Source organism: Veillonella parvula, from assembly GCF_032550495.1.
Lineage (GTDB): Bacteria > Bacillota > Negativicutes > Veillonellales > Veillonellaceae > Veillonella > Veillonella parvula_G.
The window spans coordinates 109,372-123,444 of the sequence record NZ_JAWFZJ010000001.1; the positions used below are offsets into that span (position 1 = coordinate 109,372).

The window sequence follows — 14,073 nt, forward strand, 5'->3', positions numbered from 1 at the left end:
GTGATCCAAGCATCTCCCTACCATACGAGGGCGGACGTGTGGATTAATGGTAAATACACAAAAGACCTTACTGGGCGTATGTCCTGGTAAGGTCTTTTTTTGTTTATAAATAGTAATTGCAGATAAGATAAAATTATGGTGTAATTATGGTAATAATAGGAGGTGGGAGTAATGCTGAAAGTATTTAACAAGGACCCACATTTCATGAGGGATGCAATAATCGTAGATAACTACGCTGCTGCGTGGGATATAATATGCTCCATGCAGCAGAAGCTAGGGAAAGGCATACTTCTTGTTGGTAGGGAAACATGGGAGGACCTTAGATTGGTCGAGCATTTTCCTGATTTTATTTGGACAGATAATGTAAAGGCAGTATATGTTAATAGTGATAAAACATTAATGATTTCTGCTCCGTCAAAGTATAATCGAGCCAACGTTTTAAAGCTTATCAAATTCTTTAGACTTCACTATTCTATTCGAGAAATATAAATGTGAGAGCTTTAAAATCAGTTTAAGTTTAAAACGGTTGCTTAACCGTTGCTCAACCTAAAACACATAAAATCCAGTAATAACGAGGATAGATGGCACTTTTAAATAATTTCCGCTGAGTAATCACAAATAAAACACGCCCCTCATTGAGGGGCTTTTTATTTTGCCTAAATTTGCGTAACTTAGTATAATAGGACTATTAAGAATTATATTATAGTAAGGGAGTTAATCTTGTTTTATACAGTACTTATCATTTGGTTATTATTGGACCAATTAACTAAATATTATGTAATGAATCATTTTTTGTTAGGTGAATCTTTACCTGTTATTCCTAATGTATTTCATCTTACCTATATTATTAATCGCGGTGCAGCCTTTGGCATGTTAGCGAATCAACGATGGTTTTTCTTACTAGTGGCTTTTGTTCTATTAGCTGTTTGTGCTTTTTATTGGAAGCGATTAGCTAAGGGCCATTGGACTTTGCAAATCGGATCCGCCTTATTAGTCGCAGGTGCAATTGGTAATGGCATTGACCGATACATGATTCATGGGGTAGTGGACTTTTTTGATTTTCGTGTATGGCCTATTTTTAATGTGGCAGATATTGGTATTTGCATAGGTGTAGCTTTTGTTGTATTTTATTTGTTTTCATTGAAAGAGGACCATGAATAGCTTTCATTATTAGGGTCCTTTATAGATCATTGACTTGATTCGTCAATAAATATATATCTTATACTTGACTCAAAGAGGAATAGAGGATGAATGAATATATTGTAAGTGCTGAGCAAGAAGGCATGAGACTAGATGTATTTTTAACTGAACAGATGGAAGGATCTCGTAGCTATATTCAAAGTTTAATTAAAGGTGGTCATGTTACAGTAGGTGATAAAGTAGGAAAGGCTAATCTTCGGCTTACACCTGATACTGTCATTCATGTAGAAATCCCAGAGCCCGAATCGATTGAGGTTAAACCTGAGGATATCCCTATAGATTATTTATACGAAGATCACGATATTGTTATTGTTAATAAACCTCGTGGCATGGTGGTACATCCTGCAGTAGGGAATTATTCTGGAACCCTTGTAAATGCTCTATTATTCCATTGTAAGGACCTATCAGGTATTAATGGTGAAATTAGGCCAGGTATTGTGCATCGCTTAGATAAAGATACGTCTGGTGTTATGATGGTGGCAAAAAATGATGCAGCACACATTGGTCTAGCAGAGCAAGTAAAAGTACATTCTGCAAGACGTACGTACTGGGCGCTAGTACAAGGCAATATTGTAGAAGAAAAGGGGACTATAAAGGCGCCTATTGGACGCCATCCTAAGGACCGTATGAAAATGGCTGTTGTCTTTGAAAACAGTAAAGATGCAGTAACACATTTTAAAGTATTGGAGCGTTATGGTCATCAAACATTGGTTGAATGTAATTTGGAGACTGGCAGAACCCATCAAATTCGTGTTCACTTTGCTCATATTGGACATCCTGTTGTTAATGACCCATTTTATGGATATAGACGTATGGATTTTCCTATAGAAGGGCAAGCATTACATTCTAAATCGTTAGATGTTAAACACCCTATTACAGGTGAAGAAATGCACTTTGAAGCACCGGTACCAGCTGACTTTGAGGCGTGCTTAGAATTTGCTAAGACCTACCGTGAAGATAAACGAAAATAGTCTAAATGTTTACATTGATTGTCTAAGTACTTATTTTTACTACTTATTTGGATATAGGGGCATAGAACAATCCTATGCTGTAAGGGCGTATATATGGAAAAGAAACGCTTACTAATGGATCAAGACGCTATAATGCGTGCGATTCGTCGTATTAGTCATGAAATTTTAGAACGCAATAAAGGTTTATCTAATGCGTTAATTGTAGGTATTGAACGGCGTGGTGTCATTTTGGCAAAACGTTTACAAGCGGAAATTGAGCGTATAGAAGGTATTCATATTGATTGTGAGTCTTTGAATGTTGCAGTGTATCGTGATGATCGTGATGCTCGTCCTAAAGAGGGGGAACCGTGTACGATTGATACAACGGAAAAGACAATTATCCTTGTAGATGATGTTTTGTATACGGGCCGTACTATTCGTGCTGCTTTAAATGCATTAATGACGGCTGGCAGACCAAGATCTATTCAATTGGCCGTCCTCGTCGATCGTGGTCATCGTGAATTGCCTATACGAGCGGACTATGTAGGTAAAAATATTCCTACATCACATCTTGAAAGTGTACGCGTTGCCGTCGCTGATCTGGATGGTGAAGAAGGGGTTACAATACAGGAATAATCTGTATTGTAACCCCTTATTTTTTGAGTATTATCATATAATAAGATGATTATCTTAATAAAATTAAATTATTTGACTCTTATATTTATGTGCAGAATGTTTCTACCAGATTGTAGTTCTGCTTATTTTATGTATTGTGGCGTATAGGTGTAGTCCATATGACCTATTCGTTTAACTTCATTATGTAAGCATAAGGCTTGTATATCTGTAGCTAATGTATCGATTTGATGCATCGTTTGTCCCAACGTATTTAATTCATTAGGTGCTTTGGCCCATTTTTGAATAAGTGGTATTTCAAAATCATTTCGAAGCCATTGACGACCTCTATCGTTGAAGGCTAGCAAGCGAGCATATTGTGGCGCTTCCTGTATAGCACTTTGTAGTAAATCTTTTTGTATTCCTAAGGTGAGATAGGCTCCCATTCGTTGTAAACGGGCATAGGTATAGCGCTTTGATTTTATTTGCTTCATAGCCAAGTTCCACGTAGGTTGTTGGGCCGCTTTGGACCATAAGTGTTCAATGCCTTCGTTGAACTCTCCAAAGCTTTCTAGCTCCTTAGTTGAAGTACGACGACTTAAGGTATGGACCATATCATAGTAGCGGTTATAGTTTACATAAGCACCATTAGAAATTATATTAGTCATATCGTCTGCAATAGTTTTAGGAACGATTGACTGAAGTTGTAATTTTATTTTACTATTTAGTGCATTTAATTTTGTTAATGTAGTTGCAGTTGCAGTTGAATTTGAATTTGTACTTGTCGTTGTATCTATATCTGTAAAAGTGTAGATACTATTTTTATTACAATTGTTACTACCTGTAGCCATTTCTGTTATGAGTTTACGCAATGCTGTACCAGAAGGAAAATCTTTTGTAATATTCGCGTCGTGATGATCTGATGTGCGTAAGATTGGTATATATTTTAAGGAAGGATAATAGGTAAGTCCTGCCCGAATATATTCAAGTCCTAACAGTGCATTAGGGGTGTTGAGCATCTCTGTATTAAGGGCTTTACGGAAGGCAGAGCCATAGGACATGCCTTCGTTAATATAGGTCCGTAATACTATTTGAGTACTTTCACAATCCATACGTTTAGTTATATCAACGAGTGTATCTAGATCAGCCGTTTCAGAACCAAAGGAGAGTGCATCGATATGTAAAGCTTTTACCATGCGAATAGCGCCTGTTCCAAACAGTTGTGCACTACCCAAAGAATAGAGTGTAGGTAGCTCGATAACGATGTCTGCACCACCGAGAATAGCCCAACGAGCACGGTCAAATTTAGAAAAAATAGCAGGTTCTCCTCGTTGTACAAAGGAACCACTCATGATACAAATGCGCAGCGCTTCAGGATGCTCTTGTGCTAAGGTATGTAATTGATGCGCATGTCCATTGTGAAATGGATTATATTCACAGATGATACCGATTGTTTTCATAGTGACTCCTTTCATTATTGTTAGTGTAACAAAGCGAAGAAATGCTGTAAACTACATTTCATGATATCCATATAAAAGGCTTGTTTATAGAAATGATGTTATGTGTAAATATTAAGTTTAGTATAGATTTTCTTGACACTATAGGCTATAATTAACTGTAAATGCTGAATTGATGTGAGGTATATGATGAAACAAAATTGGAAACGTACATTACAAGGGACTCTGCTCGGTGCTGTGCTGCTAGCAATGGCGGGATGTGGCTCTACAAATGTAATGGATACATATAGTTTTGGCCATCAAGTTATCCGTGTTGGTCAATCTGAAATTACCATTGCCTTGCCTTATGAAATGGGTAAAAGTACAAAAAATATGACTGATGATGGGTATCCAATTGATATTTATGGTTCCGTTACAGAACATATGGTGATTGAAGTTGAAGCATTGCGTGCTGGTGACAATAAACCATTGCCTACGGTTGATGAGTTTTTAAATCGCAGCAAGTCTGAATTCACGAAGATGGGCGCAACCATCAAGGAAGAATCTGTAGCTTTACAAGGTACATCTGCAAAGAAGCTTGATGTGACGTATACAACACAAGGGCAAACATTTAGCTTTTCTCAATACGTATTCTTAGATCATGGCGTATTGTGGAATATAATCTACCAATATCCTGAAAAGGATCAGGTAGGTGCTGATATCAGCAAAGAAATTCAAAACAAGATTCAAGTTACACAACAGAAAGAGGGTTAATCGATGAACGTATTAGTAGTTAACTGCGGTAGTTCTTCTTTGAAATATCAATTACTTGATATGACAACTGAAACAGAATTGGCAAAAGGCCTTTTTGAAAAGATTGGTGATCAAGATGCTATCTTCACTCACAAACGTCCTAATGCAGATAAATTAGAACGCGTTGAACCAATTTTGAACCATAAAGAAGCGCTTCGTATTTTGCTAGATATTTTAGTTGATGCTGAATTTGGTGTTATCTCTTCGATGGATGAAATTGATGCTGTAGGTCACCGTGTAGTACACGGCGGTGAAAAATTTGCTGATTCCGTATTGATTACACCAGCAGTTATGGAAGCGTTGGAAGAATGTGCTTCTCTTGCACCATTACATAACCCACCAAACATTCAAGGTATTGAAGCTTGTGAAGCTATTATGCCGAGTGTACCTCAAGTTGCTGTATTTGATACTGCATTCCATCAAACTATGCCAAAAGAAGCATATATGTATGCGCTTCCTTACTCTTATTATGAAGATTATGGTATTCGTCGTTACGGCTTCCATGGTACGTCCCATAAATATGTAGCACAACGTTGTGCAGAATTAATGGGTAAACATATGACTGATCTTCGTATCATCACATGCCACTTGGGTAATGGTTCCTCTGTGGCTGCTATTAAAGGTGGTCGCTCCATCGATACTACAATGGGCTTTACTCCATTGTCCGGTTTGATCATGGGTACGCGTACAGGTGATATTGACCCTGCTATCGTTCCATTCTTGATGGAAAAAACAGGTATGACCTATGAAGAAATCGATAGAGTTATGAATAAAGAATCCGGTGTATTAGGGATTTCTGGTGTATCCAATGACTTCCGTGTGATTGAAGAAGCTGCTGCTAACGGCAATAAACGCGCACAATTGGCATTGAATATGTTCCATTACAAAGTTCGCCGTGTAATCGGTGCCTTTGCTGCTGTTATGGGCGGTGTAGATGCTATCATCTTTACTGCTGGTATTGGTGAAAACGGTATTGGTAACCGTGATGCAATCTGTAACGGTTTGGAATATTTAGGTACTCGTATTGATTCTGAACGCAATAATGTTCGTGGTAAAGAACAAGAAATCAGTGCTGAAGGCTCTAAGGTTAAAATCTTTGTAATTCCTACAAACGAAGAAATCATGATTGCTCGTGATACTCAACGTATTACAGCAGCGTTGAAAAAATAATATAGTTCGCATCTGAACTGAGTGACTAATAGAGTCATAAAACCCCGTCTATATCTCGGATATGGACGGGGTTTTTGTAGTTTTTATGCATAGAATATCTTATAATAGGATGTATAGTTATTAATTAGTGATTTCTTTAAAAGGGGTAAAGCATGACAGTATTATATGAAGAAAAATCTCAGCGCACCAGAAGTGCAGAGTTATTGGTAGTATTTTTTGTGATTTTATTGTTGTGTGCAGCAGCTTATACAACGTATCGCAGTATTCAATTACATACGGTTTTATTAGCTGAGTATTTTATTGAAATCATGGCCATCATTGTTATGGTTAAACAGGCTGTTAGTAGATATACATATATTTTGACAGATACAAAGCTTGTGATTGAAGAGCACTCTATCTTTAGAAATCGTCATTTTGAAGTAGATTATAACATGATTGATGGGGTGTTCAAGTTTGAACGTGAGTTGTTGACAAATATTAAATACCGCTATAAATATAGAAAATGTTCTACCTCTGACCCGCGCCCGATTTGGTCTCTTGTGTATTCTATTGTAGATGGAAATAAAGTTAAAAATGGTCGTTTGCTGTTGAAAGCCGACGATAGATTCTTTGAAATATTAGAAGAGCATGTGCCTGGCCGTATTCGTGTGCCTCAAGCGGATATTGTATTTTATGCAGCGGTGCGAGCTGATGCGGTAAAACATGGGGAAGATGTACAAGAATATTATGAAAGATTAATTTCTTCAAAAGAAGATAAAGTAACAACTATGTAAGGGATGGTAAGTTCTGGGGGATAGGCAGGATAGTTTAGTTATACCAAGAATTTTATGTACAAGTTTTTTAATACGAAGGAGCGTATATGGCTGGATTATATTTGGCGAGTCAATCACCACGTAGAACTGAATTATTAACACAGGTTGGGATTGATCATACTGTTGTATCCAGTACTTATGAGGAATCTAATGAGGGTTACGACAACCCTATTGAAATGGTGAAAGCCCAAGCATTAGGTAAGGCTCGTTGTGCTGTAGGTGTTCCAGACGGAAGTATTGTGTTAGGCGCAGATACTATTGTTGTCCTTGATAATAAAGTATTAGGAAAGCCACATGATGAATCCGATGCACGCCATATGTTGGAGCATTTATCGGGTAGAGCACATTCTGTAATCACTGGAGTCGCGTTACTCATCAAAGGGGAGGAGATAGTTTTTCACAATGAAACAAAAGTATATTTTAAACAATTAGCACCCTTTGAAATTGAGTCTTATATTGCTAGTGGGGAACCGATGGATAAGGCTGGAGCTTATGGCATCCAAGGAAAAGGTGCATTATGGGTAGATAAAATAGAGGGCTCTTATACTAATGTGGTAGGGTTACCAGTTGAACATGTATACGAGGAACTGTGCAAGGCGTTAGGGGCAAAATAGTACTAGCGTATTAGACAGATAGTGATATAATTGGCTGTGCTGTGCTGTGCTGTGCTGTGCTGTGCTGTGCTGTGCTGTGCTGTGCTGTGCTGAATAATTTTTAAGAGAGTAGATGTGTTTATTGTTTGATTTACAAATGGTGTTATCTATTTGAATGGAGAGATTCTATGGAAGTACCAACAGTAAGTGTAAAAGATATGCTACCATTCCAGCGCCCGCGAGAAAAATTTCTCGCCTTAGGCCCTTCACATATGGCGATGGAGGAGTTGTTGGCTATTTTATTGCGTACAGGGGTAAAGGGGCAATCTGCGATTTCTTTGGCAAGTGATATCGTACAATCCTTTGATGATGGCGTATATGGTCTTAACCGAATGACCGTAGATAATCTAACCAAAATCAAGGGTATTGGTAGAGATAAAGCAGTGACGCTATGTGCAGCACTTGAAATGGGTAGGCGTCTAGGGGAGCTTAAGATTAAAGAGACTTATGAAGATTTTTCGCAACCTTTTGTAATAGCTCAATATGTGATGGAACGACTGCGGCACGAAGATGTGGAACATGTGTGGGCTGCCATGCTAACATCTCGAAATAAGCTTATTCAGTTGGAGCATATCTCTAATGGTGGATTGGTATCAAGCCTTGTAGAGCAAAGAGCAGTATTTAAAAAAGCTATAGCATGCAATGCGGCGGCTATTATTCTAATCCATAACCACCCGTCAGGTGATAGTAGACCAAGTGATGAAGATATACGGCTAACGAAAATGTTTGTTAGTGCTGGTCAATTTATGGGGATTCCTGTACTTGATCATATTGTTATAGGGGATAATGAATTTACGAGCCTCAGCGAAATTGGTAAATTGAGCTGAGCCTAAATAAACTGAACAAAGCCAAGTAAGATTATTAAAAGCACTCATTTTGAACTATACCTAATTTTGACGCATGGGTAAGTTCCTATAAATGAGTGCTTTTCCTTATTGTGTATGAGATTATATGTATGAAGTTATGTAATTTTTATGTATGACTTATGAGTACAGGGATTATGCGTTATCTGTGCTTTTAACAAAAGGAAAGGTACTGATATCAATGGAAAAAGTCGCGTTATATATGGTAAAATGGAATGATGATGTAATGAAGGAGAAATTACTATGAGTTCCATTTTACCTACTCTAGGAAAAGATGTAAGTATAGATATTGGTTCCATACAAACGCGCCTCATGGGGGGGACGCGAGGGACTGTTATAAGCGAACCATCGATTATAGCAACTGATACAAAACAAGAAAAAGTAGTAGCCGTTGGTGATGAAGCGGCGCGCCTCGTATTGCGCATGCCCGATATGTGGCGTCCGTTAACGCCTTTAAAGGATGGATTTATCGTTGACTATCGTGTTATGCATACTATGCTTAGCTACTTTCTTAATAAGGTGTCTAATGCGTTGCGTCGAGCCCGCGTTGTCGTAGGGGTTCCTTGTGGCATGACCGATGTTGAGCAACGAGCTATGATGGATGCTGTTATTCAAGCTGGTGCTCGAGAGGTATTCCTCATTGAACGACCTGTGGCAGCTGCTATTGGTTGTGGTGTGCCTATCTTTGAAGCGCAAGGATCTATGGTTATTGACATCGGTGGTGGCACTATTGATATGGGGATTGTTTCTTTAGGTGGTATCGTAGATAGCAAAACAATTCGTTTTGGTGGTTCTGATATTAATAATGCCTTATTGCGCTATGTGCGTGAGTGTTTTGGCGTTATCGTATCTGATGAGACCATATTAGATATTAAGCATACATTAGGTACAGCTATCGCTCCTTTAGAGGATGCAGAGTATGCCTTTCAGGGGCGCGATATGATGAACGGCTTAGGTAGACGTTGTGTGATTCATCAATCTGAAGTGTACCAAGTTGTAAATGAATGTTTGATAGGACTCTTGGATGAGGTTAAGCAAATGATTCGTGCTACGGCACCAGAAATCGTGGCTGATATTATGCAACATGGCATATGGCTTACTGGCGGTACGGCAAGACTATCTGGCTTAGCGGATCGGATTGGTACTGAAGTAGGTGTACCTGTTCACGTTCCTGAAGCACCTGAAACAAAAGTTGTGGTAGGCCTTAATGGGGCCTCATCTGATTTGGTGAGCTTATCGCGTTTTATTGTAAATTCTAAGAATAGAAAGGGCCGAGACTAGCATGATACAGTCAGATAAAAAGTTAATTATCATCGTTGTCATTGGTTGTATCCTAATGGCATTGCTCGGCTTTGCGTGGAAGCAACGGACTAGTATTCCCTTTGTTACGGTTACCCTTGAAGGAATTACAACGCCTTTCTCTTATGGGTCAGCTCGTTTATTAGAGGGCGTCCAAACTAGCTTTACAGTACTTAATAATGCTATTTTCTCTACTATCGAACGTGAAGAGGAAGCATCTCGTAAAGCTACATTGGAACAAAAGGTAGTTAACTACGATGAAGTAGTAGCAGAGAATATTCGCCTTCGTCAGCTTTTAAACTATAAGAGTAGCCATCCAGAATTCTCCATGACCCTAGCAGGTATCATTACAAAGGATTACGGTACTTGGACAAATACTTTCACCATTGATAAAGGGAGTGAAGAAGGTATGGCAGTTAATATGGCTGTTGTTGTACCTAGTGGTGTCGTTGGTTTTATTACAGATGTATATCCGCATTCTGCTCGCGTTCAAACCATTCTTGATCCGCGTAGCGCAATAGGTATCCTTGTACAACGACCTGAATCTCGTTTGTCTGGCGTTGTAAAAGGTAATGGCAATACACCTCGTACACCATCTATGGTAAATATTGCTCGCGATGGTGATGTATTGGTAGGTGATAAGTTGATTACCTCTGGATATGGAGGCATTTATCCGAAAGGTCTACCTGTTGGCAACGTGCAATCTATCGAAAATGATTCGGAAGGATTTGTTAAAAATGCGGTAGTCACACCGAGTGTAGATTTTCATCGTTTAGAAGAAGTTTTTGTGCTTACCTCGTCTTCTCTAAGTGCACCACAAAAACCAGAACTTGAACCTAAACTTGTGCCTCAAACACAACGAGATCAAGTAGAGGGTGCAAAGGGGGCCGTTAAACAATGATGCGTCTAGCTTTAGTTCTCTCTGGATTTTTAATATATTTTATACAAGCGCAATTATTGCCTACTATTTTTCATACAAATTGGTTACCAAACTTAATTTTGACGATAATTGTTATGATTACTTTATTTAAAGGTCGTCGTATGGGGCTGATATCCGCTGTTGTTGGGGGTATCGTACATGATGTATTGATATCTAACTTTTTTGGGCTCCATCTATTCCCTTACGTAATTGTGGTATACCTACTATCTGCCGTAAAGCATCGTATCTATGAAGAACGCTGGTATTGGTCTAGCGGTATAGTAGCTATTTGTACGCTACTAGATGGCGTTATTCGTAGCTTTATGATATTAGCTAGTGGTGGCGATTTGCACTTTGGACTATACTTGTGGCATATGGTATTACCCGTGATGTTCTGGAATGGCTTGTTAGGCGCTATTGTGCATGGTTTGTTATGGCGTAAAGATGATGAACAACAAGGTTATATTTGGTAAGGATTAAGGGGGTGAAAGAGTGCTTGAAGGCCTCTATAAACGAAGAAAAACGAATCGCTTTGATGTACTCTTTTACATTGTAGCCGGCATATTTATAGTCTTGGCATTACGCCTGATGTCGTTGCAAATCTTGTCTGGTGGTTATTACCAAGCTAAGGCAGAAGGCAACCGTTTGCGCATGGTATCCATGACAGCTGCTCGTGGTATTATGTACGATCGAAATGGTCAGATCTTAGTAGGTTCTAGACCGGCATACACTATCTCCATTTTGCCTACGGGGAAGGCTCTAGACGAAGGTGAAGTTGCTAAGTTGGCAACTTTGCTGAAAATTAAACCAGAAGATATTACAAAAAAGGTAAATGATCATAAATATGGTTATGAGCCAATTCGTATTGCTAATGATATTTCTATGGATGTAGTTACAAGCATCGAAGAGCATCGTCATGAATTACCAGGTGTTACCATAGATGTAGAACCACTTCGCTATTATCCATATGAAACGATGGCTTCTCAGCTCTTTGGTTATGTGGGTGAAGTGAGCGAAGAAGAATTAGAAGAGCTAAAACAGCAAGATCCAAATACCCTTATTAGTGGTGGTACTATTTTAGGCCGTTCTGGTCTTGAAAAACTATATGATTCCATCTTGCGTGGTACTGATGGTGGTAAACAGGTAGAGGTTGATGCTACAGGCCGACCGGTTGCGGAGGTAGATAGAAAGCATACAGTGCCTGGATCTAATATCCATTTGACAATAGATGCAAATCTACAAAAGGCTGCTGAAGAAGCTGTTAAGAACCAATTAGAACAGTTGCGTGCCCAAGGCATTCCAGCTCAAGGAGCTGCTGTAGTAGCAATGGATCCAAATACGGGTGCCATTTTGGCCATGGTCAGCGCCCCTGAGTTTAATCCTAACTGGTTTGCGAAAGGGATTACAACGGCACAGTGGAATCAATTGAATAACGATAAGAATCATCCATTTGATAATAAGGTTATTTCTGGTGAATATCCACCAGGTTCTCCGTTCAAGATTATTACAGGTACGGCGGCTTTAGACCTGAAAAAGGTTACCCCTGAAGAAATGATTTTTGATAGTGGTAAACATTGGCTTATCGATAAACGAAATGCAGAAGGTGAAGCATTAGGGTGGCTTAACTTTAATAAAGCTCTTGCAAAATCAGATAATGTTTACTTCTATGAAATGGGCAATCGCGTTGGCATAGAAGGACTTGTAAAATATGCTGGCTACTTTGGTATTGGCGAAAAGACAGGCATCAATCTTGTTGGTGAGGCCTCTGGTAATATGGCAAGTCCTGCTTATAAACGCAAAGTGTATGATGAAGATTGGTATTTAGGTGAAACCTTTGATGCGGCCATAGGTCAGTCTTTTACTTTGGTGACACCATTACAAATGGCTGTTATGCTCAGTGAAGTAGCAAATGGTGGCATTAAATACCGCCCATATGTAGTGAGCCGTATTGATAATAAGGATGGCACGCCAAAAGAAATCTTTGGCCCAGACAAGCTCGGTATCTTACCTGTACCAAAAAATATTATGGATCTTGTTCGCGAAGGCTTGCGTGATGTTACTAATGAAGGTGGTACAGCAGGGGAGTTGTTTAAAGGATTCCCTATTGATGTAGCTGGTAAAACAGGTACTTCAGAGAATGCACATGGCAGAGATCACGGCTGGTTTGTAGCCTATGCACCATATGATAAGCCACAAATTGTAGTGGTTGCACTTGTTGAGCAAGGTAGCTTTGGTGCGGGCTCTGCAGGGCCTATCGTACGAGATATATTGGCTGCGTACTTCAATGTACCAGTGAATAAGAAATCTAATGATACAAATAGTAAGAGCAATAAGGAAACTGCTACGGGGACAAGTATTAATAAAGGGCAAAAACCTCAGAATGCGGTAACTAGTGGACAACCAAGAAAGGATTAGTATGGGCGAGATAATCGGCGTTGTATCCGGTAAGGGGGGCGTAGGTAAGACTACGATTACCGCTTGCTTGGGTTCAGCCTTAAGCAATGTAGGGCATCGCGTATTGCTCTGTGATGGAGATTTTGGATTGCGCGATTTAGACCTTGTGTTAGGAGTGGCAAATGAAATTATTTACGACGCATTAGATGCGAGCGAAGATAAAGACTATATGGATGATGCCATCGTATCAATTGATGAAAACTTAGATTTCCTACCAGCTAGCCAAAGCGCTCGTTGGGAAGATATAGGTCGTAAAAAATATAAAAAATTAGTCCGTCGCCTCTCTGAGACATATGACTATATTTTAATTGATGCTCCTGCTGGTATTGGTAAGGGCATAGAGTCTATTTTAGAATTAGTAAATCGCTGCATCGTGGTGACGCATCCTTTATGGGTATCCTTGCGTAATGGGGCACGCATGATTCAAGTATGTCAAGAACATAATATTCGTGATTATGCTATTGCTTTTAATGCAGTACCTATCGATGGAGAGGATATCCATTTATATGATATGTTAGAAGTCCTTCGCGCTGAATATGTAGGGGCTATAATTCCTTATGATGAGGATATTTTGACCTATACACAAGATGGTCGTTTGTTAGAATTTGTTTCTAGTGAACTAAAAGCTATGTTAGCACCTCTTGTTGATTATGTAACTACCGGTGAGTGTTGGGAAGACTACGATGTACAAAAGCACTTCGATGCTTATGTAACTAAGAAAAAAACATCGAAGGAGCAAGATAGTACACCAAGTCTTGCAACAGTAGGTGAGTCTATTTTTGAGGATTCTAACAATGTTCATTACATTAATCGTGGCGGTTGGACCACGCAACGCTTATTGGTGCAAGGGAAACAAAGCTTGTGGCGCCGTAGCAAGTTGAAATAGGTGATA

General features: G+C 39.2%; 15 protein-coding genes. 14 read left to right on the top strand and 1 reads right to left on the bottom strand.

Going from position 1 to position 14,073, the window contains the following annotated elements; translation table 11 throughout:
• Positions 1-171 precede the first annotated feature (171 nt).
• The 4 genes from E6X37_RS00550 to pyrR all read left to right on the top strand — a co-directional run bounded on the left by E6X37_RS00550 (position 172) and on the right by pyrR (position 2,786).
• Entirely contained in the window at positions 172-489 is a 318-nt protein-coding gene (locus E6X37_RS00550) for a hypothetical protein (RefSeq protein ID WP_316689363.1), read from the top strand.
• 228 nt (positions 490-717) lie between these two features.
• Positions 718-1,161, top strand: a complete 444-nt coding sequence (gene lspA, locus E6X37_RS00555) for a signal peptidase II (RefSeq protein ID WP_287507655.1) — start codon at positions 718-720, stop codon at positions 1,159-1,161.
• A gap of 86 nt (positions 1,162-1,247) precedes the next feature.
• Complete coding sequence (locus tag E6X37_RS00560) at positions 1,248-2,171, top strand: RluA family pseudouridine synthase (protein ID WP_038125489.1); 924 nt, start codon at positions 1,248-1,250, stop codon at positions 2,169-2,171.
• A gap of 93 nt (positions 2,172-2,264) precedes the next feature.
• Positions 2,265-2,786, top strand: a complete 522-nt coding sequence (pyrR, locus tag E6X37_RS00565) for a bifunctional pyr operon transcriptional regulator/uracil phosphoribosyltransferase PyrR (protein ID WP_004696466.1) — start codon at positions 2,265-2,267, stop codon at positions 2,784-2,786.
• Between the two features lie 122 nt (positions 2,787-2,908).
• On the opposite strand, the gene E6X37_RS00570 is transcribed toward pyrR, so the two are convergent.
• The gene (locus tag E6X37_RS00570) at positions 2,909-4,222 is read right to left on the bottom strand and encodes a tRNA(Met) cytidine acetate ligase (protein WP_077708579.1); all 1,314 of its coding nucleotides are present in this window, start codon (positions 4,220-4,222) and stop codon (positions 2,909-2,911) included.
• A 186-nt stretch (positions 4,223-4,408) separates the two neighbouring features.
• Here E6X37_RS00570 and E6X37_RS00575 point away from each other — a divergent pair, with 186 nt between their 5' ends.
• The 10 genes from E6X37_RS00575 to E6X37_RS00620 all read left to right on the top strand — a co-directional run bounded on the left by E6X37_RS00575 (position 4,409) and on the right by E6X37_RS00620 (position 14,067).
• A complete protein-coding gene (locus E6X37_RS00575; RefSeq protein WP_077708578.1) occupies positions 4,409-4,972 on the top strand; it encodes a hypothetical protein in 564 nt (187 codons plus the stop codon).
• A 3-nt stretch (positions 4,973-4,975) separates the two neighbouring features.
• Positions 4,976-6,181, top strand: coding sequence for an acetate/propionate family kinase (locus E6X37_RS00580; RefSeq protein WP_004696461.1), 1,206 nt, complete (start codon positions 4,976-4,978; stop codon positions 6,179-6,181).
• A 152-nt stretch (positions 6,182-6,333) separates the two neighbouring features.
• Complete coding sequence (locus E6X37_RS00585) at positions 6,334-6,954, top strand: hypothetical protein (RefSeq protein ID WP_278604975.1); 621 nt, start codon at positions 6,334-6,336, stop codon at positions 6,952-6,954.
• An 86-nt stretch (positions 6,955-7,040) separates the two neighbouring features.
• Entirely contained in the window at positions 7,041-7,607 is a 567-nt protein-coding gene (locus E6X37_RS00590; RefSeq protein ID WP_004698546.1) for a Maf family protein, read from the top strand.
• Positions 7,608-7,774: 167 nt separating this feature from the next.
• The gene (radC, locus tag E6X37_RS00595) at positions 7,775-8,473 is read left to right on the top strand and encodes a RadC family protein (protein ID WP_004696456.1); all 699 of its coding nucleotides are present in this window, start codon (positions 7,775-7,777) and stop codon (positions 8,471-8,473) included.
• A 279-nt stretch (positions 8,474-8,752) separates the two neighbouring features.
• A complete protein-coding gene (gene mreB, locus E6X37_RS00600) occupies positions 8,753-9,790 on the top strand; it encodes a rod shape-determining protein (RefSeq protein ID WP_004698656.1) in 1,038 nt (345 codons plus the stop codon).
• Between the two features lies 1 nt (position 9,791).
• A complete protein-coding gene (mreC, locus tag E6X37_RS00605) occupies positions 9,792-10,709 on the top strand; it encodes a rod shape-determining protein MreC (protein ID WP_004698531.1) in 918 nt (305 codons plus the stop codon).
• Complete coding sequence (mreD, locus tag E6X37_RS00610) at positions 10,706-11,200, top strand: rod shape-determining protein MreD (protein ID WP_008714280.1); 495 nt, start codon at positions 10,706-10,708, stop codon at positions 11,198-11,200. The genes mreC and mreD overlap by 4 nt, the downstream gene beginning before the upstream one ends.
• Positions 11,201-11,219: 19 nt before the next feature.
• Positions 11,220-13,142, top strand: a complete 1,923-nt coding sequence (mrdA, locus tag E6X37_RS00615) for a penicillin-binding protein 2 (protein WP_008714278.1) — start codon at positions 11,220-11,222, stop codon at positions 13,140-13,142.
• Position 13,143: 1 nt separating this feature from the next.
• Entirely contained in the window at positions 13,144-14,067 is a 924-nt protein-coding gene (locus tag E6X37_RS00620; RefSeq protein ID WP_004698588.1) for an AAA family ATPase, read from the top strand.
• Positions 14,068-14,073: the final 6 nt, after the last annotated feature.

Bases quoted from the DNA above. Each gene is read 5' to 3' on its own strand.
- E6X37_RS00550 (WP_316689363.1), top strand. From the start codon at position 172: ATGCTGAAAGTATTTAACAAGGACCCACATTTCATGAGGGATGCAATA.
- E6X37_RS00560 (WP_038125489.1), top strand. From the start codon at position 1,248: ATGAATGAATATATTGTAAGTGCTGAGCAAGAAGGCATGAGACTAGAT.
- pyrR (WP_004696466.1), top strand. From the start codon at position 2,265: ATGGAAAAGAAACGCTTACTAATGGATCAAGACGCTATAATGCGTGCG.
- E6X37_RS00570 (WP_077708579.1), bottom strand. From the start codon at position 4,222: ATGAAAACAATCGGTATCATCTGTGAATATAATCCATTTCACAATGGA.
- E6X37_RS00575 (WP_077708578.1), top strand. From the start codon at position 4,409: ATGAAACAAAATTGGAAACGTACATTACAAGGGACTCTGCTCGGTGCT.
- E6X37_RS00580 (WP_004696461.1), top strand. From the start codon at position 4,976: ATGAACGTATTAGTAGTTAACTGCGGTAGTTCTTCTTTGAAATATCAA.
- E6X37_RS00585 (WP_278604975.1), top strand. From the start codon at position 6,334: ATGACAGTATTATATGAAGAAAAATCTCAGCGCACCAGAAGTGCAGAG.
- E6X37_RS00590 (WP_004698546.1), top strand. From the start codon at position 7,041: ATGGCTGGATTATATTTGGCGAGTCAATCACCACGTAGAACTGAATTA.
- radC (WP_004696456.1), top strand. From the start codon at position 7,775: ATGGAAGTACCAACAGTAAGTGTAAAAGATATGCTACCATTCCAGCGC.
- mreB (WP_004698656.1), top strand. From the start codon at position 8,753: ATGAGTTCCATTTTACCTACTCTAGGAAAAGATGTAAGTATAGATATT.
- mreC (WP_004698531.1), top strand. From the start codon at position 9,792: ATGATACAGTCAGATAAAAAGTTAATTATCATCGTTGTCATTGGTTGT.
- mreD (WP_008714280.1), top strand. From the start codon at position 10,706: ATGATGCGTCTAGCTTTAGTTCTCTCTGGATTTTTAATATATTTTATA.
- E6X37_RS00620 (WP_004698588.1), top strand. From the start codon at position 13,144: ATGGGCGAGATAATCGGCGTTGTATCCGGTAAGGGGGGCGTAGGTAAG.